The 26,487-nt window shown below is 51.4% G+C and carries 24 protein-coding genes; 13 read left to right on the plus strand and 11 right to left on the minus strand.

Features of this window, described 5'->3' with window-relative positions; translation table 11 throughout:
* The 3 genes from DNK57_RS04290 to hacA all read right to left on the minus strand — a co-directional run.
* On the minus strand, positions 1 to 304 hold a 304-nt coding region (locus DNK57_RS04290; RefSeq protein ID WP_264291555.1), incomplete at its 3' end, for an isocitrate/isopropylmalate family dehydrogenase.
* Positions 305 to 309: 5 nt separating this feature from the next.
* A complete protein-coding gene (locus DNK57_RS04295) occupies positions 310 to 798 on the minus strand; it encodes a 3-isopropylmalate dehydratase small subunit (RefSeq protein WP_192961824.1) in 489 nt (162 codons plus the stop codon).
* An 11-nt stretch (positions 799 to 809) separates the two neighbouring features.
* Positions 810 to 2,069: a homoaconitase large subunit gene (gene hacA, locus DNK57_RS04300; RefSeq protein ID WP_192961825.1), complete on the minus strand. Its 1,260-nt coding sequence runs from the start codon at positions 2,067 to 2,069 to the stop codon at positions 810 to 812.
* Between the two features lie 303 nt (positions 2,070 to 2,372).
* Between hacA and DNK57_RS04305 the strand changes: the two genes are divergently transcribed.
* The 7 genes from DNK57_RS04305 (at position 2,373) to DNK57_RS04335 (ending at position 11,467) form a co-directional block, all read left to right on the plus strand.
* Positions 2,373 to 4,751 carry an OB-fold nucleic acid binding domain-containing protein gene (locus DNK57_RS04305; protein ID WP_192961826.1) on the plus strand — a complete coding sequence of 793 codons (2,379 nt, stop codon included), beginning with the start codon at positions 2,373 to 2,375 and terminating at the stop codon, positions 4,749 to 4,751.
* A gap of 39 nt (positions 4,752 to 4,790) precedes the next feature.
* Positions 4,791 to 5,726 carry a DNA repair and recombination protein RadA gene (gene radA / locus DNK57_RS04310; protein WP_191216268.1) on the plus strand — a complete coding sequence of 312 codons (936 nt, stop codon included), beginning with the start codon at positions 4,791 to 4,793 and terminating at the stop codon, positions 5,724 to 5,726.
* A gap of 23 nt (positions 5,727 to 5,749) precedes the next feature.
* Positions 5,750 to 6,646 carry an AEC family transporter gene (locus DNK57_RS04315; RefSeq protein WP_226891062.1) on the plus strand — a complete coding sequence of 299 codons (897 nt, stop codon included), beginning with the start codon at positions 5,750 to 5,752 and terminating at the stop codon, positions 6,644 to 6,646.
* A gap of 182 nt (positions 6,647 to 6,828) precedes the next feature.
* Positions 6,829 to 8,808 (plus strand): H(2):CoB-CoM heterodisulfide ferredoxin reductase subunit HdrA, encoded by a 1,980-nt coding sequence (gene hdrA / locus DNK57_RS04320; protein ID WP_192961828.1) that lies wholly within the window; start codon positions 6,829 to 6,831, stop codon positions 8,806 to 8,808.
* A 178-nt stretch (positions 8,809 to 8,986) separates the two neighbouring features.
* Entirely contained in the window at positions 8,987 to 10,258 is a 1,272-nt protein-coding gene (glyA, locus tag DNK57_RS04325) for a serine hydroxymethyltransferase (RefSeq protein ID WP_192961829.1), read from the plus strand.
* Entirely contained in the window at positions 10,259 to 10,966 is a 708-nt protein-coding gene (locus DNK57_RS04330) for a dihydromethanopterin reductase (acceptor) (protein WP_192961830.1), read from the plus strand.
* Between the two features lie 111 nt (positions 10,967 to 11,077).
* Positions 11,078 to 11,467: a HEAT repeat domain-containing protein gene (locus tag DNK57_RS04335; RefSeq protein WP_192961831.1), complete on the plus strand. Its 390-nt coding sequence runs from the start codon at positions 11,078 to 11,080 to the stop codon at positions 11,465 to 11,467.
* Between the two features lie 60 nt (positions 11,468 to 11,527).
* On the opposite strand, the gene DNK57_RS04340 is transcribed toward DNK57_RS04335, so the two are convergent.
* A complete protein-coding gene (locus tag DNK57_RS04340; protein ID WP_192961832.1) occupies positions 11,528 to 11,893 on the minus strand; it encodes a DUF192 domain-containing protein in 366 nt (121 codons plus the stop codon).
* 110 nt (positions 11,894 to 12,003) lie between these two features.
* On the opposite strand from DNK57_RS04340, the gene DNK57_RS04345 reads away from it, so the two are divergent.
* The 4 genes from DNK57_RS04345 to DNK57_RS04360 are packed head-to-tail and all read left to right on the plus strand — an operon-like array spanning position 12,004 to position 19,097.
* Positions 12,004 to 13,209 carry a methionine adenosyltransferase gene (locus DNK57_RS04345; RefSeq protein WP_192961833.1) on the plus strand — a complete coding sequence of 402 codons (1,206 nt, stop codon included), beginning with the start codon at positions 12,004 to 12,006 and terminating at the stop codon, positions 13,207 to 13,209.
* Positions 13,210 to 13,231: 22 nt separating this feature from the next.
* Positions 13,232 to 16,369, plus strand: coding sequence for an isoleucine--tRNA ligase (gene ileS, locus DNK57_RS04350; RefSeq protein WP_192961834.1), 3,138 nt, complete (start codon positions 13,232 to 13,234; stop codon positions 16,367 to 16,369).
* Between the two features lie 2 nt (positions 16,370 to 16,371).
* Positions 16,372 to 18,516, plus strand: a complete 2,145-nt coding sequence (gene purL, locus DNK57_RS04355; protein ID WP_192961835.1) for a phosphoribosylformylglycinamidine synthase subunit PurL — start codon at positions 16,372 to 16,374, stop codon at positions 18,514 to 18,516.
* A gap of 8 nt (positions 18,517 to 18,524) precedes the next feature.
* The gene (locus DNK57_RS04360) at positions 18,525 to 19,097 is read left to right on the plus strand and encodes a diacylglycerol/polyprenol kinase family protein (protein WP_192961836.1); all 573 of its coding nucleotides are present in this window, start codon (positions 18,525 to 18,527) and stop codon (positions 19,095 to 19,097) included.
* A 48-nt stretch (positions 19,098 to 19,145) separates the two neighbouring features.
* Here the strand turns inward: DNK57_RS04360 and DNK57_RS04365 are convergent, their stop codons facing one another.
* Genes DNK57_RS04365 through DNK57_RS04375 form a run of 3 tightly spaced genes read right to left on the minus strand, consistent with a single transcriptional unit; the run spans position 19,146 to position 22,260 of the window.
* Positions 19,146 to 20,270, minus strand: coding sequence for an ABC transporter permease (locus DNK57_RS04365; protein WP_192961837.1), 1,125 nt, complete (start codon positions 20,268 to 20,270; stop codon positions 19,146 to 19,148).
* The gene (locus tag DNK57_RS04370) at positions 20,267 to 21,355 is read right to left on the minus strand and encodes an ABC transporter permease (protein ID WP_192961838.1); all 1,089 of its coding nucleotides are present in this window, start codon (positions 21,353 to 21,355) and stop codon (positions 20,267 to 20,269) included. The genes DNK57_RS04365 and DNK57_RS04370 overlap by 4 nt, the downstream gene beginning before the upstream one ends.
* Complete coding sequence (locus tag DNK57_RS04375) at positions 21,352 to 22,260, minus strand: ABC transporter ATP-binding protein (RefSeq protein WP_192961839.1); 909 nt, start codon at positions 22,258 to 22,260, stop codon at positions 21,352 to 21,354. Before DNK57_RS04375 ends, DNK57_RS04370 begins: the two co-directional genes overlap by 4 nt.
* A gap of 125 nt (positions 22,261 to 22,385) precedes the next feature.
* Between DNK57_RS04375 and DNK57_RS04380 the strand changes: the two genes are divergently transcribed.
* Together DNK57_RS04380 and DNK57_RS04385 are read left to right on the plus strand one after the other, a co-directional pair.
* Positions 22,386 to 23,600 carry a molybdopterin molybdotransferase MoeA gene (locus DNK57_RS04380; protein WP_192961840.1) on the plus strand — a complete coding sequence of 405 codons (1,215 nt, stop codon included), beginning with the start codon at positions 22,386 to 22,388 and terminating at the stop codon, positions 23,598 to 23,600.
* 195 nt (positions 23,601 to 23,795) lie between these two features.
* Entirely contained in the window at positions 23,796 to 24,851 is a 1,056-nt protein-coding gene (locus DNK57_RS04385) for a site-2 protease family protein (RefSeq protein ID WP_320056866.1), read from the plus strand.
* A gap of 61 nt (positions 24,852 to 24,912) precedes the next feature.
* On the opposite strand, the gene DNK57_RS04390 is transcribed toward DNK57_RS04385, so the two are convergent.
* The 4 genes from DNK57_RS04390 to DNK57_RS04405 form a co-directional block, all read right to left on the minus strand.
* Positions 24,913 to 25,062, minus strand: coding sequence for a hypothetical protein (locus DNK57_RS04390; protein ID WP_192961842.1), 150 nt, complete (start codon positions 25,060 to 25,062; stop codon positions 24,913 to 24,915).
* Between the two features lie 92 nt (positions 25,063 to 25,154).
* On the minus strand, positions 25,155 to 25,439 hold the full coding sequence (locus tag DNK57_RS04395; protein ID WP_192961843.1) for an Hsp20/alpha crystallin family protein: 285 nt from the start codon (positions 25,437 to 25,439) through the stop codon (positions 25,155 to 25,157).
* Positions 25,440 to 25,447: 8 nt separating this feature from the next.
* On the minus strand, positions 25,448 to 25,759 hold the full coding sequence (locus tag DNK57_RS04400) for a 4Fe-4S dicluster domain-containing protein (RefSeq protein ID WP_192961844.1): 312 nt from the start codon (positions 25,757 to 25,759) through the stop codon (positions 25,448 to 25,450).
* Between the two features lies 1 nt (position 25,760).
* On the minus strand, positions 25,761 to 26,471 hold the full coding sequence (locus DNK57_RS04405) for a DUF169 domain-containing protein (protein ID WP_192961845.1): 711 nt from the start codon (positions 26,469 to 26,471) through the stop codon (positions 25,761 to 25,763).
* Between the last annotated feature and the right edge of the window lie 16 nt (positions 26,472 to 26,487).

Genomic DNA, 26,487 nt, shown 5'->3' on the forward strand with positions numbered 1-26,487 from the left:
AGAGGCAGGGGACCCCAGGAAGGGACTTAACAGGCCTCAAATTCGCAAAAAGGTCAAATTCACGCCTCAAGCGGACTATAACGTCGGCTGCGCTTTCACCTGCGGCTCCGAAGAGGGTTGCACGGGATTCTCCCACGACTTCGAGGGTCTCCTCCGGGAGTGCCGTCCCCGTCCTCTCAAGGCAGGCATCCCCTGCATCAGCCTCCATGAATTCAAATTCCATGTCAAGGGAGTCAAGGACGTGGAGGGCTGCCTCCATCACCTCCACTCCGATTCCATCACCTGGTATGACTGCTATCTTCATTGATTTCACCCTTTAAAGTCTCCCTTTTTCTTAAGGTAGGGTATCAGGCCTCCGCTTTCGAGTATCTCAACCATGAAGTCAGGGAGTTTCTTGAAGGGGAATTCCTCATCCCCCCTTATTATGACACCCCTCTCGAGGTCCACCTCTATCTCATCACCCTCACTGAGTTTCTCTGTTATTCCAGGGGCCTCAAGGAGGGGTATTCCAACGTTTATGGCGTTCCTGTAGAATATCCTTGCAAAGGACTCTGCGATTACAGCGGCTATCCCGGCACCCTTCAGGGCAAGGGGGGCGTGCTCCCTTGATGAACCGCACCCGAAGTTTTTTCCGGCGACGATGAAGTCACCTGGCTTCACCTTCGACGGAAATTCAGGGTCCAGCCCCTCCATCACATGTTCCTTCAGTTTCTCAGGGTCCCTCATTACAAGGTACCTTCCAGGTATGATTATGTCGGTGTCCACGTCGTCCGGGAACTTCCAGACCTTTCCTTTCATTAACATCACCTCTACTTCAGACTCCCAGGGTGGGTTATGCTGCCCTTCACTGCAGATGCGGCTGCCACGGCTGCTGATGACAGGTAGACCTCTGCCTCGGGGCTTCCCTGCCTGCCCCTGAAGTTCCTGTTTGAGGTTGAGAGGCTCACCTCTCCCGGCCCAACGAGTCCAACGTGTCCTCCAAGGCACGGCCCGCAGCAGGGGTTGCATACAAGGGCTCCTGCATCCACGAATATCTCAATCAGCCCCTCATCGAGGGCTCTGCGGTATACCTCCCTGGATGCGGGTATCACGAGCATCCTCACCCTGTCTGAGACCTTCCTGTTCTTCAGTATGGCGGCGGCGTCCCTGAGGTCACTGAGCCTCCCATTTGTGCATGAACCAAGGAAGACCTGGTCTATCTCTGTCCCCTCAACTTCAGTGACGGGTTTAACATTGTCCACGTTGTGGGGGCAGGCAACCTGGGGTTCAAGGTCAGCAACGTCCACCTCCATGATACTGAGGGATGGTGCGTCAGGGTCGGTTTTGAATACCCTCCAGGGTTTATCTGACCTCCTCCTAACATAGTTCAGGGTTTTTTCGTCGGGTTCCACTATCCCTGTCTTCCCGCCCATCTCTATTGCCATATTTGAGAGGACCATGCGGTCTGATACGCTCATTTCTGCGACGGTCTCACCTGCAAATTCACATGCCATGTAGGTGGCTCCATCGGCACCCACCCTCCCTATTATGTTCAGTATGACATCCTTGGCATACACGTGTTCCCTGAGTTTCCCTGTAACCTCGAATCTCAGGGTTTCAGGGACCCTGAACCACAGTTTTCCTGTTGCAAATACCATGGCCATATCTGTTGAACCTATACCTGTTGCGAAGGCTCCGAGGGCTCCATGGGTGCAGGTGTGGGAGTCCGTACCCACCACGACCTCACCAGGCACAACGTGTCCCTTTTCAGGGAGCACCTGGTGGCAGACGCCTTCCCGGACATCATAGAAGTTACCTATTCCCTGCTCCTCCACGAAGTCCCTCATTATCATGTGGTTCTGGGCGGCTTCAATGGAGTCTGCAGGGACCTGGTGATCGAATATCACAACGATTCTCTCAGGGTCCCAGACCCTGTCCTCACCTATCGCCCTGAAGGATTCAACCGACAGGGGACCCGTCAGGTCGTGGGTCATGGCAACATCTATATCCGCCATAACTATTTCACCGGCCTCTACCTTATCTTTTCCTGAAGCCCTGGCAAGTATCTTCTCAGAAACAGTCATAGACATCTTCTATCCTCCTTTAGCAGAATAATTGAAGGGTTCATAAGGGTTCCAGCAAGTGGTCCATGGGGCACTCTGTGAAAATTAGAGCATCTTCAACCTTCTCATGTCCCCACATGTTCACTGGATAACTGCATTTTACCTTCATACTGAAAAACTCGTCTGGATTTTACATCTATATTTTCACCAGTCCCTATAAATACTTTGATAATAAGATTTAAATATATAGTAATAAGTTATTAGTTTTCAGAACCTCACCAAGTCTTTTATAGACAGGAGGTGATATTATTAACCAAGTGAGGGACCCAAATGAAGGAAGAATTGAAGAGGGAATATGAAAGAATTAAGGACAGGATCTCCCCCGAGGAATTTCATGAACTCATAGAGAAAAGGAAAGAGGAACTGGGTGACATCGGATTCATGGATGACCTTGCAATCGCATCGACAGTCGTTGATGAGATCCTGAAGGAAGAAAACACCATGCTGTCCGAGAAACCCGAGCACAGGATGGACACAATATCCAAGCTTGAGGAGGGAGCCGAAACACCGGTGACAGGGAGGGTCATGAAGATATCGAGCCCCAGAACCTTCACCACCCGGAAGGGAAGGGAGGGGAAACTCGCCAATGTAATACTCGCAGATAACACAGGGGAGCTCAGGGCCGTGTTCTGGACAGAGAACATAAAGCTCCTCAAGAAGTTCAGGGAGGGCGACGTGATACGGATAAAGGATGTTAAAATAAGGGGAGGATTCGGCGGGAGAAAGGAGGCCCACCTCATGCCAAGATCCACCGTGGAGGTCCTTGACCCTGAGGAGTACCCTGACTTCCCTGAGTACCGGGAGGAGATAACCCCCATAGCTGATCTGGTGGAGGATGAGGAGGTCAGCGTCATAGCGAGGATAACCGGAATATCCCGTGTTAGGACCTTTGAAAGGGATGGCAGGGAGGGCAGGTTCATCTCCCTGGACATCATGGATTCAACGGGTTCAACAACCTACACCCTCTGGAACAATGACGTCAGCCTCGTCAAGGAACTGGGACTGAAGGAGGGTGATGCAGTGAAGATACTCTGGGCCCAGACCAGGAGAAGGGACGATAAGGTTACCCTCACCCACACCAGCCTCACAAGGGTGATTCCCGGTGAATACGATGTACCTGAATTCAGGGAGGAGCTTGTGAAGATAGGGGACCTCCATGAGATGAGAAACGTTACTGTAATGGGCCTTGTGACAAAGGTCAATGACCCGGTGGAATTTGAGAGAAACGACGGCACAACAGGTTCCGTGAGGTCCATTGAAATTGCAGATGACACCGGGTCTGCGAGGGTGACCCTCTGGGATGAGGATACACGCATCAAAATAAACAAGGGGGATATCATCAGGATAGCAGGGGCCAATGTCGAGTTCGATGACTTCAACCAGTCCTACAGGATAAACACCAACTTCAACACCCGCATAACAGTTAACCCTGAATCTGACGGCACACTTCTGAAGGTACTGGAGGAGTACAGGGAACAGATGAGGCCAATGAAGATATCTGAGATACTTGAGATGGAGGATGAGGGAGAGGAAGTCGACGTTGTTGGAAGGATCTTCAGCCTCAGCGACCCCAGGGAATTTGAGAGGGACGAGGGGACCGGAATCGTGAGGTCAATGGAACTCGCCGATGAGACAGGCAAAATAAGGGTCAGCCTCTGGGATGAAAAGGCCGAAAAACCCCTGAAAATTGGTGATGCAGTTAGAATAGAGAACGCACGTATAAGGCTTGGACTCTACAGCGTGGAAATCAGCGCCGGTAGAACAACAAGGATAGTTGAACCACTACCAGAGGATATGGAGGACCTACCATCCTTTGAGGAACTTGAGGAGATGCTCTACCAGACAAAGAAGATAGCTGACCTTGAGGAGGACGACAGGAACATAAGGATAATTGCAAGGGTCGTTGACCTCTTTGAACCCAGGGAGTTTCAGAGGGGTGACGGCACCCCCGGACTTGTGAGGACGGTTGAATTCGCCGATGGCACGGGATCAATAAGGGCGAGCCTATGGGACGACGCTGCTGAGAAACCTCTGAGCATAGGGGACCCCGTGAAGATAGAAAATCCCCGCGTGGTTTACCGCGATGATATGGGTGGGGAAAGACTTGAACTCAGCATAGGAAGAAGTTCAAGGATTGAACCGGCCACTGAAAGGGACATAGGGGACCTCCCATCCTTCAATGAACTACAGGAGATGCTATACCCCCAGGTCGCCATCGGGGATCTGGAGGAGAACTCAAGGAACGTCCTCATAGAGGGCGAGCTGACCGAGATGTCAGGGAGACGCGTCCTTTCAATAAAGTGCCCATCCTGCAAGGAAAGGCTTGATCTCAGCGAGGAGAACATATGCAACTTCTGCGGCGCCCTGGTGGACGAACCACGCTACCTCCTCATGATACCTGGCAGGATCATGGACGACACCGGAGAGGTCATGATAACCTTCTTTGGGAGGGAGGCAGAGAATATCCTTGGAATGTCAACAGAGGAAGTTGTGAACATTATCAACCAGTCTGCCGATGAATCTGCACTTGAAGAACGTGTGGAGGATCTTAATGGGGTAACTGTAAGGGTTATCGGCAATGCAGACATGGATGTCTACAGCGAGGAGCTAAGGTTCATACCCAGAAAGGTTGTGAAGGTGGAACTTTAACCTATCCAGATTATCATTAAAGATTTAAGGGAGATTAAAATGGTTGAACTGGAAGATCTACCAAATGTAGGGGCTAAAACAGCACAGAAATTAAGGGACGCAGGTTTCGGCGATATGATGCGTCTTGCAACAGCCACAGCCAAGGAACTCTCTGTTAAGGCGGAGATCGGTGAGGGCGTGGCTGAGAAGGTGATAGAGGCCGCCAGAAGGGCCGAGAAGATAGACTTTGAAACAGCCTTCGATGTCATGGAGAGACGGAAGGATGTGGGGAGGATCACCACTGGAAGCAAGGCCTTCGATGAACTGATAGGTGGCGGGATAGAGACACAGGCAATAACCGAGGTCTTCGGGGAATTCGGGTCAGGTAAGAGTCAGCTGTCCCATGAACTTGCAGTCACTGTTCAGCTTCCTGAGGATAAGGGTGGACTGGATGCGGAGGCTGTTTTCATAGACACAGAGAACACATTCCGTCCAGAGAGGATTGAGCAGATAGCAAACGCCTTTGAACTTGACCTCGAGGAGGTTCTGAATAAGATACACATTGCAAGGGCCTTCAATTCCAGCCATCAGATCCTCATGGCAGAGAAGGTCAATGAACTCATCCAGGAGGGTAAGAACATACGTCTTGTGATTGTGGACTCCCTTACCGCCCACTTCAGGGCCGAGTATGTGGGGAGGGAGGCCCTTGCAACAAGGCAGCAGAAACTCAACCAGCACCTTCACACCCTCCAGAACATAGCAAACACCTACAACGCCGCGGTATTTGTCACAAACCAGGTCCAGGCCAGACCGGACGCATTCTTTGGAAGCCCAACCAAGGCCATAGGTGGCCACGTGCTCGGTCACGCCGCGACCTACCGTATCTGGCTCAAGAAGGGACTTGCAGGTAAGAGGATAGCCAGGCTGGTTGACAGTCCCCACCTGCCCGAGGGCGAGTGCGTCTTCAAGATAACAACCGCGGGTATCGTTGATTAAACCTGACTCCTTTTTTGATTTTTATGGGCTCCACTGAGACAGTGCTGTCGGTCCTGGTCCTTGTCCTCATCGGATACATCCTCAAGGTCCTCCGGGTTCTCGGCGAGGAGGATGCATCCACCCTCAACAGGGTTGTCATCAACGTGGCCATACCATCCCTCATATTCACTTCCATCTACCGTGCAGACCTCTCGGGGATCTCCACCCTGGCACTCATACCCCTCATCTGTATGATTACCGGAATCATTGCAGGGGCAATGGCATATCTCTGGGCCAGCAGAAGGGGTCTGGACCCGGGTAAAAGGTGGGGATTAATGGTAGCTGCAGCCATGATGAACTCAGGGTTCCTGGGTTACCCTGTCACAGCAGGGATATTCGGGTCAGAGGGACTGGTGAGGGCCATATTCTATGATACAGGCACCACGCTCATGTTCACATCCCTCGGTCTTCTTCTCTCCCACCGATCCGGCGGCAGTTCAAGGATCATGAGGAGGGCCTTGTCCTTCCCACCCATCTGGGCATTCCTGCTTGGGGTTACCTTCAACATCTGTGGACTCCCCACAGGGATTGCAGGAAAAATCCTTGGATACCTCTCAGGGGCGGCGGTACCACTCATAATGATATCCCTGGGCCTTACACTCAACTTCAGGTTTTTAAGGGACTCTGTGACCGATGCAGCCTTTGTAAGCGCCCTGAGGCTCTTCGTATCCCCCTTGATTGCGGCTGGGATCGCATATGTCCTTGCATTCAGGGGAATTAACTTCTCTGTCACGGTACTTGAGGCTTCAATGCCCTCTGCAATGCTTGCAGCGGTACTTGCAATTGAGAATGACCTGGATGTGGACCTGGTATCATCCTGCATATTCATGAGCACCATCCTCAGCCTCGTGTCGTTACCCCTCTGGTCAGTTGTGCTCTAAAAAGTCATAGCAAAATACACACAAAATAAACATTTATTTAATATACCCGAAAAAAAACTGAGAAAAGTGTAATAGTATATAAACCTTACTTAAAGTTTTTGATAGAAATATTTATTTAGCACTGTGGTATACCTTACATCAAATGACTATCATTGCTAGATACCCCTATGCAAGGTGATCTAATGGCAGAAGAAAAAAAAGAAGAAACAATGGAAGAACCAAGGATTGGTGTTTACGTCTGCCACTGCGGTGTGAACATCGGCGGTGTGGTTGACATAGAAGCTGTCAGGGACTACGCTGCAAAATTGCCCAACGTTGTAGTTTCAAAGGACTACAAGTACTACTGTTCAGACCCAGGCCAGCTGGAGATACAGAAGGACATCAAGGAGCTCGGACTGAACAGGGTTGTTGTGGCTGCATGTTCCCCAAGGCTCCACGAACCAACCTTCAGGAGATGTGTTGAGGAGGCAGGTCTCAACCAGTTCCTCTTCGAATTCGCAAACCTCAGGGAACAGGACTCCTGGGTCCACATGGACAACCCTGAGGGTGCAACAGAGAAGGCCAAGGACCTTGTGAGGATGGCTGTTGCCAAGGCAAGGCTCCTGGAACCCCTGGAAGCATCAAAGGTCAGTGTGGATGACAAGGCCCTGGTCATCGGTGGTGGGGTTGCAGGTATACAGACAGCCCTTGACCTGGCTGACATGGGATTCAAGACCTACATGGTTGAGAAGAGGCCAAGTATCTCAGGAAGGATGGGTCAGCTCGACAAGACATTCCCAACCCTTGACTGTTCAATGTGTATCCTCGCACCTAAAATGGTGGACGTCGGTAAACACGACAACATAGAACTCATAACCTACGCCGAGGTTAAGGAAGTTGACGGTTACATAGGTAACTTCAAGGTCAAAATCGAGAAGAAACCAAGATACATAGATGAAGATCTGTGTACCGGATGCGGTTCCTGTGTCGAGGTATGTCCGATTGAAATGCCAAACTACTTCGACGAGGGAATCGGAATGACCAAGGCGGTCTACATACCATTCCCACAGGCAGTTCCACTCTGCGCAACCATCGACAAGGACTACTGTATAGAGTGCATGCTCTGTGATGAGATCTGTGAGAGGGGAGCCGTTAAGCATGACCAGGAACCAGAAGAGATCGAAATCGAAGTGGGTACAATAATCGTGGCCACAGGATACGATGCCTACGACCCAACCGAGAAGCTTGAATACGGTTACGGCAGACACACAAACGTAATAACCGGTCTTGAACTTGAGAGGATGATCAACGCCTCAGGTCCAACCGATGGTAAGGTCATCAAACCATCAGACGGTGAAAAACCCAAGAGGGTTGCCTTCATACACTGTGTCGGTTCAAGGGACGAGCAGATCGGAAAACCATACTGTTCCCGTGTCTGCTGCATGTACATCATGAAGAACGCACAGCTCATAAAGGACAAGATGCCTGACACCGAGGTTACACTCTACTACATGGACATAAGGGCATTCGGTAAAGGATTCGAGGAATTCTACAAACGTTCACAGGAGAAATATGGAATCAAGTTCATCAGGGGTCGACCTGCTGAGATCATCGAGAACCCTGACCTGACACTCACAGTGAGATCAGAGGACACACTCCTCGGTAAGGTCACAGAGTACGACTACGACATGGTTGTACTCGGTGTTGGACTCGTACCACCAGAGGGCTCTGAAAAACTCAGACAGACCATCGGTCTATCCAAATCTGCAGATGGATTCCTCATGGAAGCACACCCAAAACTCAGGCCTGTTGACACCCTGACAGACGGTGTGTACCTAGCAGGTGTGGCTCAGGGTCCAAAGGACATTCCTGACGCTGTTGCACAGGCATCAGGTGCAGCTGCACGTGCAGCAATACCAATGGTTAAGGGTGAAGTGGAAATCGAGCCAATCGTTGCCGTGACAGACTCTGATGTCTGCGGTGGATGTGAGGTCTGCATCGAACTGTGTCCATTCGGTGCCATAAGCATAGAGGAAGGCCATGCAAACGTTAACGTGGCCCTCTGTAAGGGATGCGGAACCTGTGTGGCAGCATGCCCATCAGGTGCCATGGACCAGCAGCACTTCAGGACCAAGCAGATCATGGCCCAGATCGAAGCTGCACTCAACGAACAGGCAAAATAGATGGGTTCACCCCATCAACTCATTTTATTTTTCTAAACTGACACGATATCCTGAAAAGGATCTGTTTCTGAATCCCCACCAAAAACCAGTTATTTATATTGTCATTGCAGCGGGGCATGGAATTTAACACCAATTTTTATATTGTCATTGCAACTATTTCCTAATGGAGATGATTTTCATGGTCACAAATCAGGATTACACCGAGAAGATCAGACAGCTTATGAAGGACCATAACAGCTGGATGGAGTCAAGCATCAACCTCATAGCAAGTGAAAACATAACAAGTTCAAGGGTGAAGGAGGCCCTCCTATCGGATCTATCCCACCGATACGCAGAGGGCCTCCCCGGTGAAAGGCTCTATGAGGGCTGCAGGTACATCGATGAGATTGAGGAGTTAACAATTGAACTATCAAAGAGGCTCTTCAGGGCGGAACATGCGAACGTCCAGCCAACATCAGGCGTGGTGGCAAACCTTGCCTGTTTCTTCGCCACAGCCGACGTCGGCGACCCAATAATGGCCATGGAGGTCCCCTATGGCGGCCACATATCCCATGCCAAGGTCAGCGCAGCCGGTGTAAGGGGTTTCCAGATATACACACACCCCTTTGACTTTGAGAACATGAACATAGACGCCGATGCAATGAAGAAGAAGATACTGGAGGTTAAACCAAGGATAATACTCTTCGGCGGAAGCCTCTTCCTCTTCCCTCACCCTGTGGAGGAGGCTCTTGAGGCCGCCGAGGAGGTGGGGGCAAGGATAATGTACGATGGTGCCCATGTCCTGGGCCTCATTGCAGGGGGCTACTTCCAGGACCCACTACGTGAGGGCGCCGACATGCTTGTTGGAAGCACCCACAAGACCTTCCCGGGCCCACAGGGCGGTATAATCCTCTGCAGGGAGGAACTTGCAGCTGACATAGATGAGGCGGTGTTCCCGGGCCTTGTGAGCAACCACCACCTCCACCACGTGGCAGGCCTTGGCATAGCAACGGCAGAGATGCTGGAATTCGGTGCTGAATATGCAGCCCAGACAATTAAGAATGCCAGGAAACTTGCCGAGAACCTTCATGAACTTGGATTCAACGTGCTATGTGAGCACCTTGACTTCACAGAGTCCCACCAGGTGGTGATGGATGTCTCTGACATTGGAAGGGCAGCCGAGATCTCAAAGAGGCTCGAGGCCAACAATATAATACTCAACAAGAACCTGCTCCCATGGGATGATGTGAACAGGTCAGACGACCCATCAGGGATACGCATAGGTACACAGGAGATAACAAGGAGGGGTATGAAGGAGTCAGAGATGTCAGAGGTTGCAGAGTACATCAAGAGGGTTGTAATGGACGGAAAGGATGTCAGGGATGAGGTTGCAGAGTTCATGTCATCATATACCCGTGTCCACTACGCCTTTGAGGAGTCGGAGGCCTACAAGTACATGGAGATCCAGTAGATGAGGATTGCCTGGGCATTCACAGGGGCCGGTCACCTCCTCCTGGAAAGCGTCGAGGCACTGGAGGCCACAGTTAAAGGGGGACACGATGTGACCATACTGCTCTCTGGTGCAGCGGAGGAGGTCCTGAAGATGTACGGCCTCTTTGAAAGGGTTAAAAGACTTTCAGGAGGTTACTACAGGGAACTGATCACCGAAGGGGAGGAGGGCTACAGTTTCCCCATAACAGGGAGGCTCTCCATGGGCAGATATGACCTCCTGGTGGCCTCACCTGTAACATCCAACACCGTGGCCAAGATCGTCCACGGCATAGCAGACACCCTTGTCACCAATGCGGTGGCCCAGGCAGGCAAGGGGGGGGTGCCGGTTTACTGCGTACCTGTTGACCTTGAGGAGGGCGACGTTGAGACAGTGCTCCCATCAAAACTTGAACTTGAGCTCTGCAGGGGATGCGAACCATGCCTTGCGGCTGCAGCATGCCCTGAGGACGCCATAGTCCCCGGTGTTGAGATAAGACTACTCAGCTGCAGGGGCTGCGGTGCATGCAGAAGGGCCTGTCCCCACGGAGCTGTCTCAGGGGGCAGGATCATAACCATACACATGAGGGAAGTTGATATAAGGAATACGGCAAGACTCGCTTCAATGGATGGCATAAAGGTTTTTGAGAGACCGGAGGACATTCCAGGTAACATACCATCCATTCAGTGATACTGCCACCTTTTCCAGAAAAAACATCCCTTCCAATTCACTAAAATCTCATAGTCCCCTGCCAAAAACTTAATTTATTTTAAAGTCATAGAAAGGTATGGGGGTGTTTATTTGGAGGTTAAGAGAATAGACTTTCTTCTGGAGGAACTCAAGGACCCTGACTGGGTGGTGCGTGAGGATGCAGTGGAACTCCTTGCAGAGGTGGCTGACCCGCGTGCCGTTGGTCCACTCATTGAAGCCCTTGATGATGAGGACTACCATGTGAGGGAGGCTGCAGCACTAGCCCTTGCAACCTTTGATGATCCCAGGGCGGTTGAACCCATCAGGAGGCACCTCTCGGATGATAAAGCTGGAGTCAGGTATGCATGTGCCCTGGCACTCGGGATACTTGGTGATGAGGACTCAATCCCTGACCTTGAGGTGCTCCTTGATGATGAGAGCCCGATGGTAAGGCGGGTGGCTGAGGTAGCCATTTCTGAGATAATGAAACGTGCCGGCTAGTTCTAAATCTGCTCTTGATTTGCCGCTGTCTTGAGGGGGGTTGGACCGGTCCTTTCAGGATTAAAGGGCCCTGAATTCCAGTACATCCCCCACCTCGGTTTTTGATTCCCTGATACTCCCCTCTCTGAGTTCTATAACATACTTTGCAGGTTCTGCAGGATTGTATAGCTGCCACGGCCTGAGGGTTGCAGTGTCAACCACCCTCATATCCCCATCAAGGAACAGGATGTCAAGGGGGACAAGCATGAAGAACATGTGTATCCCTGATCCGTACCGACCCCTACCCTCAGGTATCTCCAGTACCAGTCCTGTTTCAACGTCCCTGCGGAGCATCAATCCCCTGAAACGTGACATGAATGTTCTGGCAAATCTGACGGCGCCCAGAGTGGTGCCCCGCGTCTTATTAATGACCTCTGTTTTCATCATAATTTCTCCCCCTCATAAATTTCTCCATGAACAGGATGTCTATATTTATTTATATCATCATCTCAAAACCATAAACCATTATTGTGGATATTCATCAGGAGGTTATCATTGTGAGAAATATTATCGTTGAACCCCTTAACCAGACACCAATCGAGGACCAGAAGGTGGAGATAGTTGAAAGGAAGGGCATAGGGCACCCTGACAGTATAAGTGATGGGATTGCTGAGTCAGTGAGCCGGGCCCTATGCAACGCCTACCTTGACAGGTTCGGCGCAATAATGCACCACAACACAGACGAGGTCCAGATAACAGCCGGCGAGTCAGCTCCCCAGTTTGGAGGCGGAGAGGTCATAAAACCCATGGAGATACTCCTCACAGGAAGGGGTATAGCAGAGGTTGATGGTGAGAAGATAGGCCTCGACAGGATAGCCATATCAGCTGCCAAGGAGTACCTCAAGGAGAACATACTGAACCTTGACGTTGAAACATGCACCGTGGTTGAGTGCAAGATCGGCCACGGGTCAGGGGACCTCCGGGATGTATTTGCAAGGAAGGGTAGAGCACCCCTATCAAACGACACCTCCTTTGGGGTCGGATTCGCCCCATTCTCAGAGACAGAGAGGATAGTCATGGAGGCAGAGAACCTCCTTAACTCCCCTGAATTCAAGAAGAAGCACCCTGCAGTTGGTGAGGACATAAAGGTCATGGGTCTGAGGGAGAATGACAACATAACACTCACAGTCGCCTGTGCAATGGTTGACAGGTACGTCTCAGACCTTGAGGAGTACCTGGAGGTCAAGAATATTGTGAAGGATGAGGTCTTCAAAATAGCCTCAAAACTCACAGACAGGAACCTTGAGGTCTTTGTGAACACTGCAGACCGCTGTGAGGATGATGAACCCTCAGTCTACATCACCGTAACCGGAACATCAGCAGAGATGGGTGACGATGGATCAGTTGGAAGGGGTAACAGGGCCAATGGACTCATAACACCCAACAGGCCCATGTCGATGGAGGCGACCTCAGGTAAGAACCCCATAAACCATGTGGGTAAGATCTACAACCTCCTATCAAACCAGATGGCAGGGGATATAGTTGAAAGTGTTGAGGGTGTTAAACAGGTCCACATAATGATACTGAGCCAGATAGGAAAACCCATTGACCACCCCAAGGCTGCAACGGCCCAGCTGATTCTTGAGGACGGGTACAGAATGGAAGAAGTCACAGGGAAGGTTTCAGGCGTCATGGACGCCTGGCTGGAGGACATACCCAGCATAACCGAGATGCTAGTGAAGGGACAGCTCAGGACCTTCTAATATCCAGCTGAGGGAGAAGCACATGCCAATCCAGGAAGCCGAAAAATCCTACAGACCCCAAAGGATCGAGGAAAAGGTACAGAGTTTCTGGGAAGAAAGGGACATCTATGAACGGGTGAAGGAACTGAGGGAGGACAGGCCACGCTATTCATTCCTTGACGGTCCACCCTACTGCAGTGGAAGGATTCACCTTGGAACAGCATGGAACAAGATAATGAAGGATACATACCTCCGTTTCAAGTCGATGAAGGGGTTCAATGTCAGGAGGCAACCTGGATGGGACACCCATGGCCTCCCCATCGAACACAAGGTCGAGGGACTCCTGGGTGTCAGGAGCAAGAAGGACATTGAGGATAAGATCGGAATCGAGGAATTCGTCAATAAATGCAGGGAATTTGCCGTGGAGAATAAGGCCGTCATGACAGGCCAGTTCCAGCGCCTCGGGGTATGGATGGACTGGGATGACCCCTATGTCACCTTTGACCCTGCCTACATGGAATCCTGCTGGTGGACCCTCAAAAGGGCCCATGAGAAGGACCTCCTTGTGAGGGATCTGAGGGTTATAACCTGGTGCCCCCGATGTGAAACAGCCCTGGCCCTGGCAGAGATAGACTACCATGATAAGGAGGACCCATCGATCTACGTGAAGTTCCCTGTCTCAGGGGACACCCACATACTGGTATGGACAACCACCCCCTGGACCCTCCCTGCGAACATGGCGGTGGCGGTTCACCCTGATTTTGAATACGCCCATGCACGCCTTGATGGAGAAACCTACATAATGGCAGAGGCACTGGTTGAGAAGGTGCTTGGTGAAGAGGCTGAGATCATAAAGAAGGTCAGGGGGGCTGAACTTGAAGGTTTAACCTACAGGCACCCCCTGGATGATGAGGTGCCAATACACAGGGAGATCGAACACAGGGTGATCCTGGGGGACCACGTGACCCTGACAGAGGGTACAGGGTGCGTCCACACAGCACCGGGCCATGGTCCAGAGGACTTCGAGATAGGTAAAGTTTATGGACTCAGGATAGTATGTCCAGTGGACGAGGCCGGTGTCTTCACAGATGAGGCAGGGAAATATGAGGGCAAATTTGTCAAGGATGCCGACGCAGACATAATAGAGGACCTCAGATCGAAGGGTCTTCTCCTGAGGGCCGGGACCATAAGCCACAGGTACGGGTTCTGCTGGAGGTGCAAAACACCCATAATATACCTTGCAACAGAGCAGTGGTTCCTCAAGATAACCGAGATAAAGGATAAGATGCTGAGGGAACTTGACAGGGTCCAGTGGGTCCCATCATGGGCAGGGGAGAGCAGGTTCAGGAACTGGATAGAGAATGCACGCGACTGGACCATCTCAAGGCAGAGGTACTGGGGAATACCCATACCAATATGGATATGTGAGGAATGTGACAGCATACACGTGGTTGGATCCATAGATGAACTCAGGGAGCTGGCAGTTGAGGGAGAACTCGAGGGGGACTTCATCCACAGGCCCCACGTGGACAGGATAGTCCTTGAATGCGGTGAATGCGGCGGGAGGATGAAGAGGACACCCGACGTCCTGGATGTCTGGATAGACTCAGGGGTGGCTGGGTGGGCAGCCCTCCACTACCCCTCTGATAAGGAACTCTTCCGGGAATGGTTCCCCTACGACTTCATAACCGAGGGCCATGACCAGACCCGCGGATGGTTCTACTCACAGCTGGGATGCGGTGTCATCGCCCTGGACGAGGTCCCCTACAGGAGGGTCCTCATGCACGGATTCACCCTGGATGAAGAGGGCCGTAAGATGAGCAAATCCCTGGGAAACGTTGTTGAACCCGAGGATGTCATAGAGAAGTATGGAGCCGACGTCCTGAGGTTCTATCTCCTCTGGGCAAACAAGCCATGGGAGGACCTCAAATTTGTATGGGATGAGCTCAGGAACGTCAACAAGATGTTCAACATCCTGTGGAACGTATATGTATTCGCAACGACCTACATGTCCCTTGACAGGTTCCAGCCAGGGGACCACAGGGTTGAGGATCTTAGCTTCAGGGATGAGGACCGCTGGATCCTCTCAAGGATCAACTCCGTGACACTTAAGGTCACAGAGGCCATTGAAAACCTCCACTTCCACAGGGCCACCCGTGAAATCCATGACTTCATAGTCGAGGACCTCAGCCGCTGGTACATAAGGCTGATAAGGAGTCGAACCTGGATAGAAAGGGATGACCCCGATAAACTCGCAGCCTACCACACCCTCTACACTGTCCTCAAGACACTCATAATCACCCTGTCACCGGTGGCACCCCACGTATGCGAGGACATCTACCAGAACCTTGTCAGGGGAGCCGAACCGGATTCACCAGAGAGCATACACATGCTTGACTGGACCATGGATGAGGGGGCAGTTGACATCCAGCTTGAGGCCGATATGGATACCGTCAGGGAGATAATAGAGGCCTGCGCAAGGGCCAGGGACACCGCAAGGTACAAGCTCAGATGGCCTGTCAGGGAGATTGTGGTCGTGTCTGAGGATGAAGAGGCTCTGAGGGCTGCAGAGGCCCTTAAGGGTGTTATAGCGGAGCAAGCCAATGCAAAGTCCATCAAAACAGCAACTGAGTTCCCTGACATGAAGATAATCGCCAGACCAAACCCTGCAACCCTGGGTCCCAGGCTGAGGCAGGACATGCCCCTGGTGATGAGGGAACTTGAAGCTGCAGACGGATCAGCAGTGAAGGCTGCACTGGAATCTGATGGCGAGTTCACGGTTGAAGCTAATGGTAAGAAATTCAAACTCACATCTGAGGATATAATATTTGAAACAGAGCTTCCAGAGAACATAGTGAGCGCCCAGTTCGATGGGGGAAGTGTGTTCATCGACACAGAACTCACACCTGAGATCCTGAGCGAGGCAATGGCCCGTGAACTTGTAAGGAGAATCCAGGATATGAGGAAGGACCTTGACCTGGACGTTGAGGCCACCATAGAGGTCTCAGTTAAATGCAGCGAAGAATTCAGGGAACTCACGGAACCCCAGAGGGAGTTCATAGAGAACGAGGTAAGGGCAGCCACACTCTCCTTTGACTACTCTGAACTCGAATACACCAAGGAATGGAAGATATCAGATGAAAACCTTATAATATCAATAAAACCTGCAAGTAAGGTGTGAAAATGGTTTTAACCGATTCTGAAATGGAATTTATAAGGAAGGAGCTTGGAAGGGACCCTAACCCCCTCGAGTACGGGATGCTGGATGTTATGTTCTCGGAGCACTGTTCCTACAAGAGCAGCCGGCCGGTCCTGGGCCTCTTCCCTACAGAGGGCGAAGGTGTCATAATCGGCCCCGGTGATGATGCAGGTGTTGTGGAAATAACGGATGAACTGGCACTGGCCATTGGAATTGAAAGTCACAACCACCCCTCTGCCATAGAACCCTATGGTGGCGCAGGTACAGGCATAGGCGGAATACTCAGGGACATAATATCAATGGGGGCAATGCCTGTTGCTCTCCTTGACTCACTCCGTTTCGGATACCTTGAGGACCAGAAGTCAAGGTACCTCTTTGAGCACGTTGTCAGGGGGATATCAGACTACGGAAACCGTGTGGGTGTACCAACAGTCGCAGGTGAGGTTGAATTCGATGAAAACTTCCAGCTGAACCCCCTCGTCAATGTGATGTGCGCTGGACTTGTACCTAGGGATGAGATAAAGCGTGGAATCGCCCCCAATCCCGGAGATGTCTTCCTCCTGATGGGTGGAAGGACAGGAAGGGACGGGATACATGGGGTCACCTTCGCATCTGAGGAGCTCACAAGTTCCTCTGAACTCGAGGACCGCCCCGCCGTCCAGGTTGGGGACCCCTTCACAAAGAAGATGGTCATGGAGGCAAGCTTCGAGATAATGGATGAGATAGAGGTCTCAGGGGTGAAGGACCTTGGAGGGGGAGGCCTTACCTGCTGCATCTCCGAACTGGTTGCCAAGTGTGACAACGGCGCAAGGGTTAAACTCGAAGCCATACCCCTGCGGGAGGAGGGGATGACCCCCTATGAGATCATGCTCTCAGAGTCACAGGAGCGCATGATCTTCGTGATGGGACCGGATGATGTTGAGGCTGCAATGGACATCTGCAGGAAATATGAGTTACCCGCAGCTGTTATAGGGGAGGTTACAGACACCGGGAGGATGATAGTCGAGAGTGGGGGCGAAGTTATAGCTGATCTACCAGCAAAGCTCCTGGCTGACCCTCCAGTTGTTGAGCGGGAGGCAAGGAAGCCCCGGCTACCCGAGGGGCAGGTGGAGGTTAAACACCCCCCACTTAAGGATGCGGTCATGAAGCTCCTATCATCACCTAACATTGCAAGCAAGCGCTGGGTTTACAGGCAGTACGACCACGAGGTTCAGATAAGGACCGTTGTAAAACCAGGGGACGATGCAGCAGTCCTGAGGGTTGATGACAAAACAGGGGTTGCACTCACCGTCGACTGCAACAGCATCCACACGAAGCTCGACCCCTATGGTGGAGGCGCGGCCTCGGTTGGGGAGGCCATAAGGAACGTTGTATCCATGGGCGCCTGGCCTGTCTGCATAGTTGATTGCCTCAACTTCGGCAACCCAGAGAAGCCCGAGGTCTTCTGGCAGTTCAGGGAGTGCGTGAGGGGCATGGCTGATATGGCAGAAACCTTCAGCACCCCCGTTATAAGTGGTAACGTGAGCTTCTACAATGAGACAGAGGGCGTCACCGTGAACCCATCCCCTGTGGTGGGCGTGGCTGGTAAGCTCTCCCTTGACAGCATAAAGACCATGGACTTCAAGGATGAGGGGGATGAGATAGTGGTCATCGGGGAAACAGGGCCGGAACTGGGTGCATCAGAGTACCTGAGGACAGTTCACGGCATCGTGGATGGAAAACCACCTGCAACAGATCTTAAGGCAGAGTTTGAAGCTGCAAGGGCAGTTAAGAAGATAATCCATGAGCACGGTGATAAGGTCACCGCGGTCCATGACTGTTCAGCTGGAGGAATAGGGGTGGCGCTGGCTGAGATGGCCATAAAGTGCGGCATCGGGGCCAGGATAGACCCCATGAAGATCCCGGGCAGCTTCAGGAATGTCCATGAGGCCCTCTTCTCAGAGTCCAACGGAAGATACATACTCACCCTCAGGGGATCAGCCGGGGACGTCCTGGCTGACCTGGATGTCCCATGGGCTGTTATCGGAACCACCGGCGGCAGCACCCTTGAATTCGGCGATGTGGCCCTGGACATCTCCGAACTTGATGATGCCTACCATGGCGTGATTGAGGCATACATGTCCACATAGGTGTTCCTTTGAGGTACCGGAGGGAATTCTTCAGGCAGCTGATACATGCAACCGGGATAGTCTTCGTGGTCCTCGCAGGATACCTGGACACCCCCTCCATGATAATCATCTCCCTTGGGGCAGCCATATGCGGGGAGATCATATTCCAGCTCGACAGGAGATTCTACATCCCATTCTTTTCCGGAATCCTGAGGGGCTGCAGAAGGGACGATACTGAGAGGGGCTTCATTTACTATTTCATTGGCATGGCCCTCACCTATTCCCTCTTTGGATCCAACCTGGCTGTGGCAAATGCATCCATCATCATACTAACACTCGGAGATTCACTGTCAACAATAATCGGCAGGGAGTACGGGAAACACCCCCTACCCCTTAAACCAGATAAGAGCATTGAGGGTTCAGCAGCATTCCTTGCAGCTGGATTCATTGGATCACTTTTCTTTCTTGAACCGGTCTATGCCTTCACAGGCGCCCTCACAGGCATGCTGGTGGAGGCCTACACGCCGGTGGAGGACAATATAGTCATCCCCCTGGCGACCGGGGTTGCTCTGATGCTTTACATGGGTTTACACCCCCTTTAGGGAGTCCTGGAAAACTAGATTTTTATAGCCTCTGATCATATTTCCTGTTCAGAGTCTTATAACACCTTCCCTTCTGAAGGAGACAACAGCTGCCAGGAAGATGAGCACCGAGAAGACTGCAGATGGAACCATATCATGGATAATCCCGGGGTTCAGATGGGGCCCTGATGAGATTTTAACAATTATGAGACTGGGTATGAACCTTATTAAGGGGGTAAGGGCACCCATATCCATAAATAGTGGCACAAAGAGGATAAAGGTTGCAAAGAACAGGGCGACGGTAATTGCTGAGTTGGCCTCCTTTGTGCTGTCTGCAAGGATTGATATAAATAGTCCCACACCGATGAATGCAAGGCCTGTGATGAGGAGGAGAAGGGCCAGTAATGGCATGTTATACACTGGGACCCCCAGGAGAACCAGGAGCCCAAGCCAGAGGAGGCTCTGGATAAATGAGAATGCCAGTGACGGGAGGATCTTACCGAGGATTATCATGGTCTCGGATAGGGGTACCATGAGCAGCACCTCGAAGGTCTTCCGCTCCTTCTCCCCCACGACACTGTCAGTTACCATGTTGCTCCCCAGGAAGAAGGGCAGGAAGACAACGAAGGGGAGGATGAAGCCGTACATTATCTCCACGAAGTAGGAGCTCTCAAGGGCAAGGGGCCTGTAGGCCTCCCTGTTCACGGGGACAACACTGAGCTTCACGGGCTCCTCAAGGGCCTGGATTGTCCTGGATGGGAGTCCAGACTCCCTGAACCTTTTCTGACTGATATACCATGAAGCTGCGCCCTGAAGCCTTTCACTCATGATGGTGTAGAACACACTGGAGGTGTCGGCCTCTATCCTCACCTCCCCTCCACTCAGGTAGACGATGGCCGCAACCCCTGATCCAAGGTTCTCCCTGGCGCTCTCAATGTCACTGAATTCCCTTACACTGAGACCCTCCCTTTCAAGGCCCTCAGTGAGGAGCCTGTTACCATCAACCACCCCCACCTTCAAAAACCCTGAACCACCCCACCTCTCCATCAGCTGGGGATCGGCAGCAACCGAGCTCACAATGGCGAGTCCATAGGCCCCCAGTACTATTATAACCTGAACAAGGACTAGAAGCATGTAGATCCTGTTGGAGAATATATCACGGGCCTCCTTAAGTGTCAGGGCCTTCAGTTTCATGGTTTCACCATTAACCTCAGTATACCTGGTCTGGGACCGAATACCACATCATCCCTCCCAAAGAGCCTGACTGCAAGGCCGTAGAATATTATGCTGAGTACCATGATTGAGATGGCTGGAGGAATGATGTCGGCAGCCCCCAGTGCCTGACCTGATATCATCTTTATTGTGAGTGTCATGGGTGAAACTGAACCTGATGAACCTGCCATGTATGCCAGGGCAGGGGCAATGAGGTAGGCAGCTGATATGATGTAGGCTAAGGTTATCCCTATACCGGCCTCACGGTAGTTCCCTGCATAGACGGATATGAGGGCGGTGAGCCCTACAACGGGAGCCGAGGAGGCAACGACTGTGACATAGGCGCCCAGGGGGTTGACAATATGGAACCCTGAGGCCAGGATGATGACCATCCATATACCGATCTGGAGGGCAAGTACAGTGATCACCGAGAGGCACTTACCGAGGATGATCTCTGAACGCCTCACTGGCATGGCAAGAAGAGCCTCCCCGGTCTTCCTCTCCTTCTCACCCACAATACTGTCCACAACAAGGTTACCGAACAGGAAAACCGGGAGGAAGAGGAGGATTGAAACCATCACCCTTGTCACAAGCTGAACCGGGAGCGGCTCCCCATGGGTCTCCTCCCTGACCTCGGGGGCAGGAGCAGGGGACTTCACAAACTCCTCTGATATCAGGCTGGAGGCCCGTTCAACAGCGGCTTCAACTTCATCCCGCACCACGCTCCTCCTGGGATCCGAGTAGTCAAGGTAGAGGGTTGCATTGAGGGGTATGCCTGTGAAGCTGTTAACGACGAGCACGGATCCGGCATCCCATCCCTCATGAATATCAAGGACGTCAGGGTTAAGCTGTCCCTTGATCAGGCCGGAGGGATCAATGACACCGAGCTCTGCAAATCCACTTAGGGATGGTGTGAGGCTTTCGCCCTTCTCAACTATATTGGTGAATCCACTGAACATGAACAGTGTTAAAATCAGGACAGCTATCTGGAACAGGAATATGAAGAGGAACTTCCGGCTTCTAAGGGTGCTCCTCAGTTCCCATTTCGCCACCTTAAGTAGACTCATCCTGACTCCCTCAGGCTCTCTATAAAAACATCGTTGAGTGTGGCCTCCCTGGTGTTAACCCCTGAAACGTTGTCCCCGAGTTCCATTATAACACCTGATATGGCCCTACGGTTTTCAAGGGATACCGTGACTGTTCTGCCATCAATTTCAACGGATCTTACACCAGGGATCATCATAAGATCATCCTCAATTACAGGGGAGATGTCCCTGACCTTCACCTCAAGGACAAGGTCCCCCCGGACCTTTGATTTGAGTTCATCAGGTGTCCCAATGTCCAGTATCCTGCCCTGGTTTATTATTGCAACCCTGTCACAGAGGTACTCAGCCTCCTCCATGTAGTGGGTGCAGAGTATCATGGTCTTTGATCCCTTAAGGTCCCGTATGAACTCCCTTATTGAGAATGCAGTTGCCGGATCAAGACCCATGGTTGGTTCATCGAATATTATGAGGGGAGGGTCATGTATGAGGGCCCTGGCTATACTTATCCTCTGCCGGAGGCCCTTGGAGAAGGTGTTGATGGGGTCCATGGCCCTCTCGCTCATACCAACCAGTTCAAGCAGCTCAGCTATCCTGTCATCAAGCACATCCCTGGAGACACCGTATAGCTCACCGAAGTACCTGAGGAGGTCCCATGCCCTGAAGCGCTCATAGAGGTTGGGCTCCTCTGGCAGGTAACCTATCATGGACTTAACACTGAGGGGGTCCTCTGTAACGTCATGGTCGCCCACCCTGACGGTCCCGGAGTCAGGATGGAGTATACCAGCTATTATACGTATTGCGGTGGTCTTACCGGCCCCGTTGTGGCCGATGATACCCATGAGTTCACCCTCACCCACACTGAAGCTAAGGTTATCAAGGGCCCTTATCCTCCCGAAACTTTTACTCACAGATTCAACCTCTATCATGGAGCCTCCCCGCAAGTCCATCGCACCGATATCATGTTCTCTACCAAGCACATCAATTCATTGAATTAATATATCAGGGTCCGTTATATATAGGTATGAGAGAGTAGTTAAGCGGTGATTATCACATGTTCCTATCAGAACTCTTACCGGTAAGGGATGCATTCAGGATTCTTGATGAGAACCAGAGGTTCACGGGACCCGAAAGAGTGGATCTTCTCGATGCCTACCACAGGGTCCTTGCAGAGGACCTGGTGTCAAGGTTTGACTCGCCACCCTTTGACAGGTCCGCCATGGACGGCTATGCTGTGAGGGCTGAGGACACCTTCGGTTCATCTCCAGGTACCCCATCCACCTTAAGGGTCAGGGACTCAATAGGCGCCGGCGAGGTTTCAAAGGTCCAGGTTGGTCCCGGTGAGGCTGTAAGGATCGCTACAGGAGCCCCGATCCCTTTGGGTGCTGATGCTGTTGTAATGGAGGAGTACACCATTCAGGATGGATCAGAGATCATGGTTGTGAGGCCTGTGGCTCCTTCTGAGAATGTGGCACCGGCAGGCGAGGATGTGAGGTGTGGGACTGCAGTACTGAGTGAGGGAACCCTTCTAAGGCCACAGGAAATCGCAATGGCAGCATCAGCAGGTCACAGTAAGGTTAAGGTTTTCAGAAGGCCGTCAGTCAGGGTTATAGTCACAGGGAATGAGCTGGTGGATCCATCCGATGACCTTGAGCCCGGTAAGATACCCAATTCCAACCTTTACACATTAAATGCACTGGTTGAAAGTGCAGGGGGGTCTGCAGACCCTGTGCACCTTCCGGATGATATCGACATCGTCGGGAAGGAGATAGAATCCGCTGCTGCTGAATATGATGTTATAGTAACAACAGGGGGAACAGCCATAAGCCGCGGGGATGTGGTTGTGGATGCTGTAGATGGCCTGGGTGAGGTTTTATTCCATGGGGTGGCCCTGAGACCAGGTAAACCGGTTGCATTTGGTGTGGTCTCTGAAACACCGGTATTCATGCTCTCAGGTTACCCTGTTGCAGCCATGGTACAGTTCGATGTATTTGCAAGGTACTACCTTCTGAGGATGCAGCACCTTGATTACAGGCATAGGACAGTTAAAAGGAGGTGCACGGCCAAGGTTGCCTCTGGGCCTGGAAGGACAGAATACCTGAGGGCGAGGGCGGATGATGAGAAGGTTGAACCTGTGCAGAGCAGAGGATCAGGTATAATAAGATCAATGGTGGATTCAAACGCATACATAGTCATAGATGAGAACCTTGAGGGTATATCAGCTGGAGAGGAGTGTGAAGTGCTCCTGTTTGATTCAATGGTAATATGATGATCCTATGATCTTGAGGAAATGCACACCAAGGCTGTGATGGATTTATATGGGTGCTGCAACAACCATTAAAGTAAGAGGGTGTTATCGGATATGAACGCTTTATGGTTTTATCTAATCGCATTTATTCTAATCTGGACAATGGCCATCCTATTCAGGGACAGGCTTAAGATTGAGGTACATGGGCCCCTGCTTATGAGGAGGACCAGGAGGCTCAGGGGATTCATAGATGACATTGCAGCAGGACATCCACGACTATGGCGATGGATCCTGAATGCAGGGATACCCGTGGCCTTCTTCTTCATGTTCTACATGCTCTACATGCTTATAATGTCTCTCCAGAACATCTTTGTGACTCCACAGGCGTCACTAATAGTGCCGGGTGTTGACATACCCGGGTCACCGGTCTACGTGCCCCTAGGTTATGGTATAATTGGACTTGCAACGGTCATCGTGGTCCATGAGTTTGCCCATGGTATACTTGCAAGGGTGGAGGGTGTCCGCATAAAATCCATAGGCCTACTTCTCCTCGCAATACTTCCAGGCGCATTCGTTGAACCTGACGAGGACGACATCAAAAAGATCAGGCCCATCTCTAAGCTGAGGATATATGCTGCCGGATCTGTGGCAAATCTTATACTTGCAGGTATATGCTTTACCCTCTTCTTCGGGATTTCAACATATGCCATGCCAGCGGCATTCCAGCCAGACGGTGTCCAGATAGACAGTGTTGTACCTGGAAGCCCGGCGAGCAAGGTCCTGACCCAAGGGCTTGTGATTGAGAGCATCAATGGCATGCCAACAAATAACCTGACAACCTACAGCGCGGCACTCAAAACGATAAGAGTTGGAGAGGTTATCAACATAACCACGGATCAGGGGACATTTCACCTGAAGACCGGGAGGAATCCCAACAACTCAAGCAGGGCCTACATGGGTATCAGGACCAGCAACCACCTCAGGGTGAGGGACTCTGTTGCTTCAGTATTCGGGGACAGTGTCCCCTTTGCCCTTACATATCTTGAGGAGCTCTTCTTCTGGATATTCTTCCTCAACTTTGCGGTTGGTACGGTGAACCTCCTTCCTGCGAAGCCCCTGGACGGGGGCCTCATGTTCGAGGAGCTCCTGAGGTACAGGTTACCTGAAAGGGTCGTGAAGCCTGCTGTTAGCTACGTATCCATATTTGTTATACTCATCATAGCGGTGAGTATAATCTGGGGAACCGGGCGGGGACTTCTTATGATGTTCTGATTGCCTCTCCTTCCCATCAGGACCTTTATTTTTTTGATGTTCTGATTTTATTGGCCATCTATCAGGACCTGCCCTTCCTGCAGCTGAAGCAGACAGGGTCCGCACGGTCTGTAAGGTATATCCTGCCACAGAGGGGGCACATCACGGTCCTCATACCGGAACCCCTCCTCTTCACCACAGGGTCACTGCACTGGCAGCGGATCCCAACCATCTTTTTTCTCATAATCAGTAATATGTGCAGTCCCCGGTTATATCCTGTTTACAGTCCCATGTGGATATAAAAAAGAAATAAATTTATAAGGTTCAGTTCACGGGGATCTCAAGGCCCTTAACGTCCTCTGCAAGTTCAACAGTTATTCTTAGCAGACCATCTGAGAAACCTGCAGAAGCAGTTTCTGGCTTCACACGGTGTGCAAGTGACCAGCAACCACTGTACTTAAACCTTTCACCTTCAGCATTTAGACAGAAACCCTGCTCTGTCATTTCAAGGTGAATATCACCCTTCTTCACACCCGGAACTTCAACCATGATCTCATACATCTTACCGGTGTGGGTGATGTATGCTGAGGGTATGTATGTGAGTTTCATCTGATCCCTCATTCCTCGGGTTCCAGTTTACCCTCCTTGATGAGTTCCCTTTTAACCTTTGCCCATATGCCCTCTTTCTTGTAGAGTTCCCTCAGTTTATTCTTGTCCGGGAATGTTATGGCATTTCCCTGACAGAGGGTTGCGCATGTTGTGCATCCCACAACGCATTTGTAGGGCTGTGCAACCACAGGACCCTCCTTTGTCCACTTGTATACCTTTTGTCCACAGTTCATGCACATACCGCATTTAACGCATTTTTCAGGATCAATGGTTGGGTACCATTCTATCTTCTCACGTGGGTATCCAGCAAACCATGCCATTTCAATCACCTCTCAAATTTTTAAGGGCATTCTTTGCCCTTGAACGGGGTATGGCCCTTTCATTCAGATATTCAAGTTTCTCAACGATTTCCAGGAGTATATCACCTGGAAATCCAATCACCGCATCCTCTGCTTCGATATCTGTGGCATCCCTGCATCCGTAGCATCCCAGGCTGATGTTGAGCTCTGATGTCAGATATGGGATGAGTGTGGCATCCACACAGACAGCCTGGAGAACCGCCGTTGAGCTCTGTATTCTCTCCCCTCCCCTGAGGTTGAGGTATGCCAGGGCTATCCACATGAGTTTCTCTGGCCGGTCCTCCACAACCACAACATCCGGTTCTTCATCTTGCCTGTCAAGGGGGTAAAGGAGTATGCTCTGCCCGTCCCATTCAAGTTTGGGCATGTCCTGAAACATTCTTGCCCCGGTATCCGGTTTATCAACAATTCCAAATCCCACAAGGCCCCTCCCGCTTTTCAGTTTCTCAGGGAGTTCACTGAAACCAAGGGCCCGTGCAGCAGCGGGGCATGTTATTTCATGGCCCGGGAGAACAACCACTTCACCCTTCCGTGCCTTCATGAGGGCCTGGCAGTACCTGTGTTTTCTCAGTATAACCGCATTTTCCGGTATCTCATCGGTGAATTTCACACCCACCGGGGAGTAACTGAGATCCAGGATAGACATCATTTTTCCTGTTGCTTCACTGATCATGAATAATATATTGATA

Origin of the sequence: Methanothermobacter thermautotrophicus, from assembly GCF_014889545.1 — an archaeon.
Lineage (GTDB): Archaea > Methanobacteriota > Methanobacteria > Methanobacteriales > Methanothermobacteraceae > Methanothermobacter > Methanothermobacter thermautotrophicus_A.

Excerpts from the sequence above, each read along its gene's own strand:
- DNK57_RS04295 (WP_192961824.1), bottom strand. The coding sequence starts at position 798 with ATGAAAGGAAAGGTCTGGAAGTTCCCGGACGACGTGGACACCGACATA.
- hacA (WP_192961825.1), bottom strand. The coding sequence starts at position 2,069 with ATGTCTATGACTGTTTCTGAGAAGATACTTGCCAGGGCTTCAGGAAAA.
- DNK57_RS04305 (WP_192961826.1), top strand. The coding sequence starts at position 2,373 with ATGAAGGAAGAATTGAAGAGGGAATATGAAAGAATTAAGGACAGGATC.
- radA (WP_191216268.1), top strand. The coding sequence starts at position 4,791 with ATGGTTGAACTGGAAGATCTACCAAATGTAGGGGCTAAAACAGCACAG.
- DNK57_RS04315 (WP_226891062.1), top strand. The coding sequence starts at position 5,750 with ATGGGCTCCACTGAGACAGTGCTGTCGGTCCTGGTCCTTGTCCTCATC.
- hdrA (WP_192961828.1), top strand. The coding sequence starts at position 6,829 with ATGGCAGAAGAAAAAAAAGAAGAAACAATGGAAGAACCAAGGATTGGT.
- glyA (WP_192961829.1), top strand. The coding sequence starts at position 8,987 with ATGGTCACAAATCAGGATTACACCGAGAAGATCAGACAGCTTATGAAG.
- DNK57_RS04330 (WP_192961830.1), top strand. The coding sequence starts at position 10,259 with ATGAGGATTGCCTGGGCATTCACAGGGGCCGGTCACCTCCTCCTGGAA.
- DNK57_RS04340 (WP_192961832.1), bottom strand. The coding sequence starts at position 11,893 with ATGATGAAAACAGAGGTCATTAATAAGACGCGGGGCACCACTCTGGGC.
- ileS (WP_192961834.1), top strand. The coding sequence starts at position 13,232 with ATGCCAATCCAGGAAGCCGAAAAATCCTACAGACCCCAAAGGATCGAG.
- purL (WP_192961835.1), top strand. The coding sequence starts at position 16,372 with ATGGTTTTAACCGATTCTGAAATGGAATTTATAAGGAAGGAGCTTGGA.
- DNK57_RS04365 (WP_192961837.1), bottom strand. The coding sequence starts at position 20,270 with ATGAAACTGAAGGCCCTGACACTTAAGGAGGCCCGTGATATATTCTCC.
- DNK57_RS04370 (WP_192961838.1), bottom strand. The coding sequence starts at position 21,355 with ATGAGTCTACTTAAGGTGGCGAAATGGGAACTGAGGAGCACCCTTAGA.
- DNK57_RS04375 (WP_192961839.1), bottom strand. The coding sequence starts at position 22,260 with ATGATAGAGGTTGAATCTGTGAGTAAAAGTTTCGGGAGGATAAGGGCC.
- DNK57_RS04380 (WP_192961840.1), top strand. The coding sequence starts at position 22,386 with ATGTTCCTATCAGAACTCTTACCGGTAAGGGATGCATTCAGGATTCTT.
- DNK57_RS04385 (WP_320056866.1), top strand. The coding sequence starts at position 23,796 with ATGAGGAGGACCAGGAGGCTCAGGGGATTCATAGATGACATTGCAGCA.
- DNK57_RS04390 (WP_192961842.1), bottom strand. The coding sequence starts at position 25,062 with ATGGTTGGGATCCGCTGCCAGTGCAGTGACCCTGTGGTGAAGAGGAGG.
- DNK57_RS04395 (WP_192961843.1), bottom strand. The coding sequence starts at position 25,439 with ATGAAACTCACATACATACCCTCAGCATACATCACCCACACCGGTAAG.
- DNK57_RS04400 (WP_192961844.1), bottom strand. The coding sequence starts at position 25,759 with ATGGCATGGTTTGCTGGATACCCACGTGAGAAGATAGAATGGTACCCA.
- DNK57_RS04405 (WP_192961845.1), bottom strand. The coding sequence starts at position 26,471 with ATGATCAGTGAAGCAACAGGAAAAATGATGTCTATCCTGGATCTCAGT.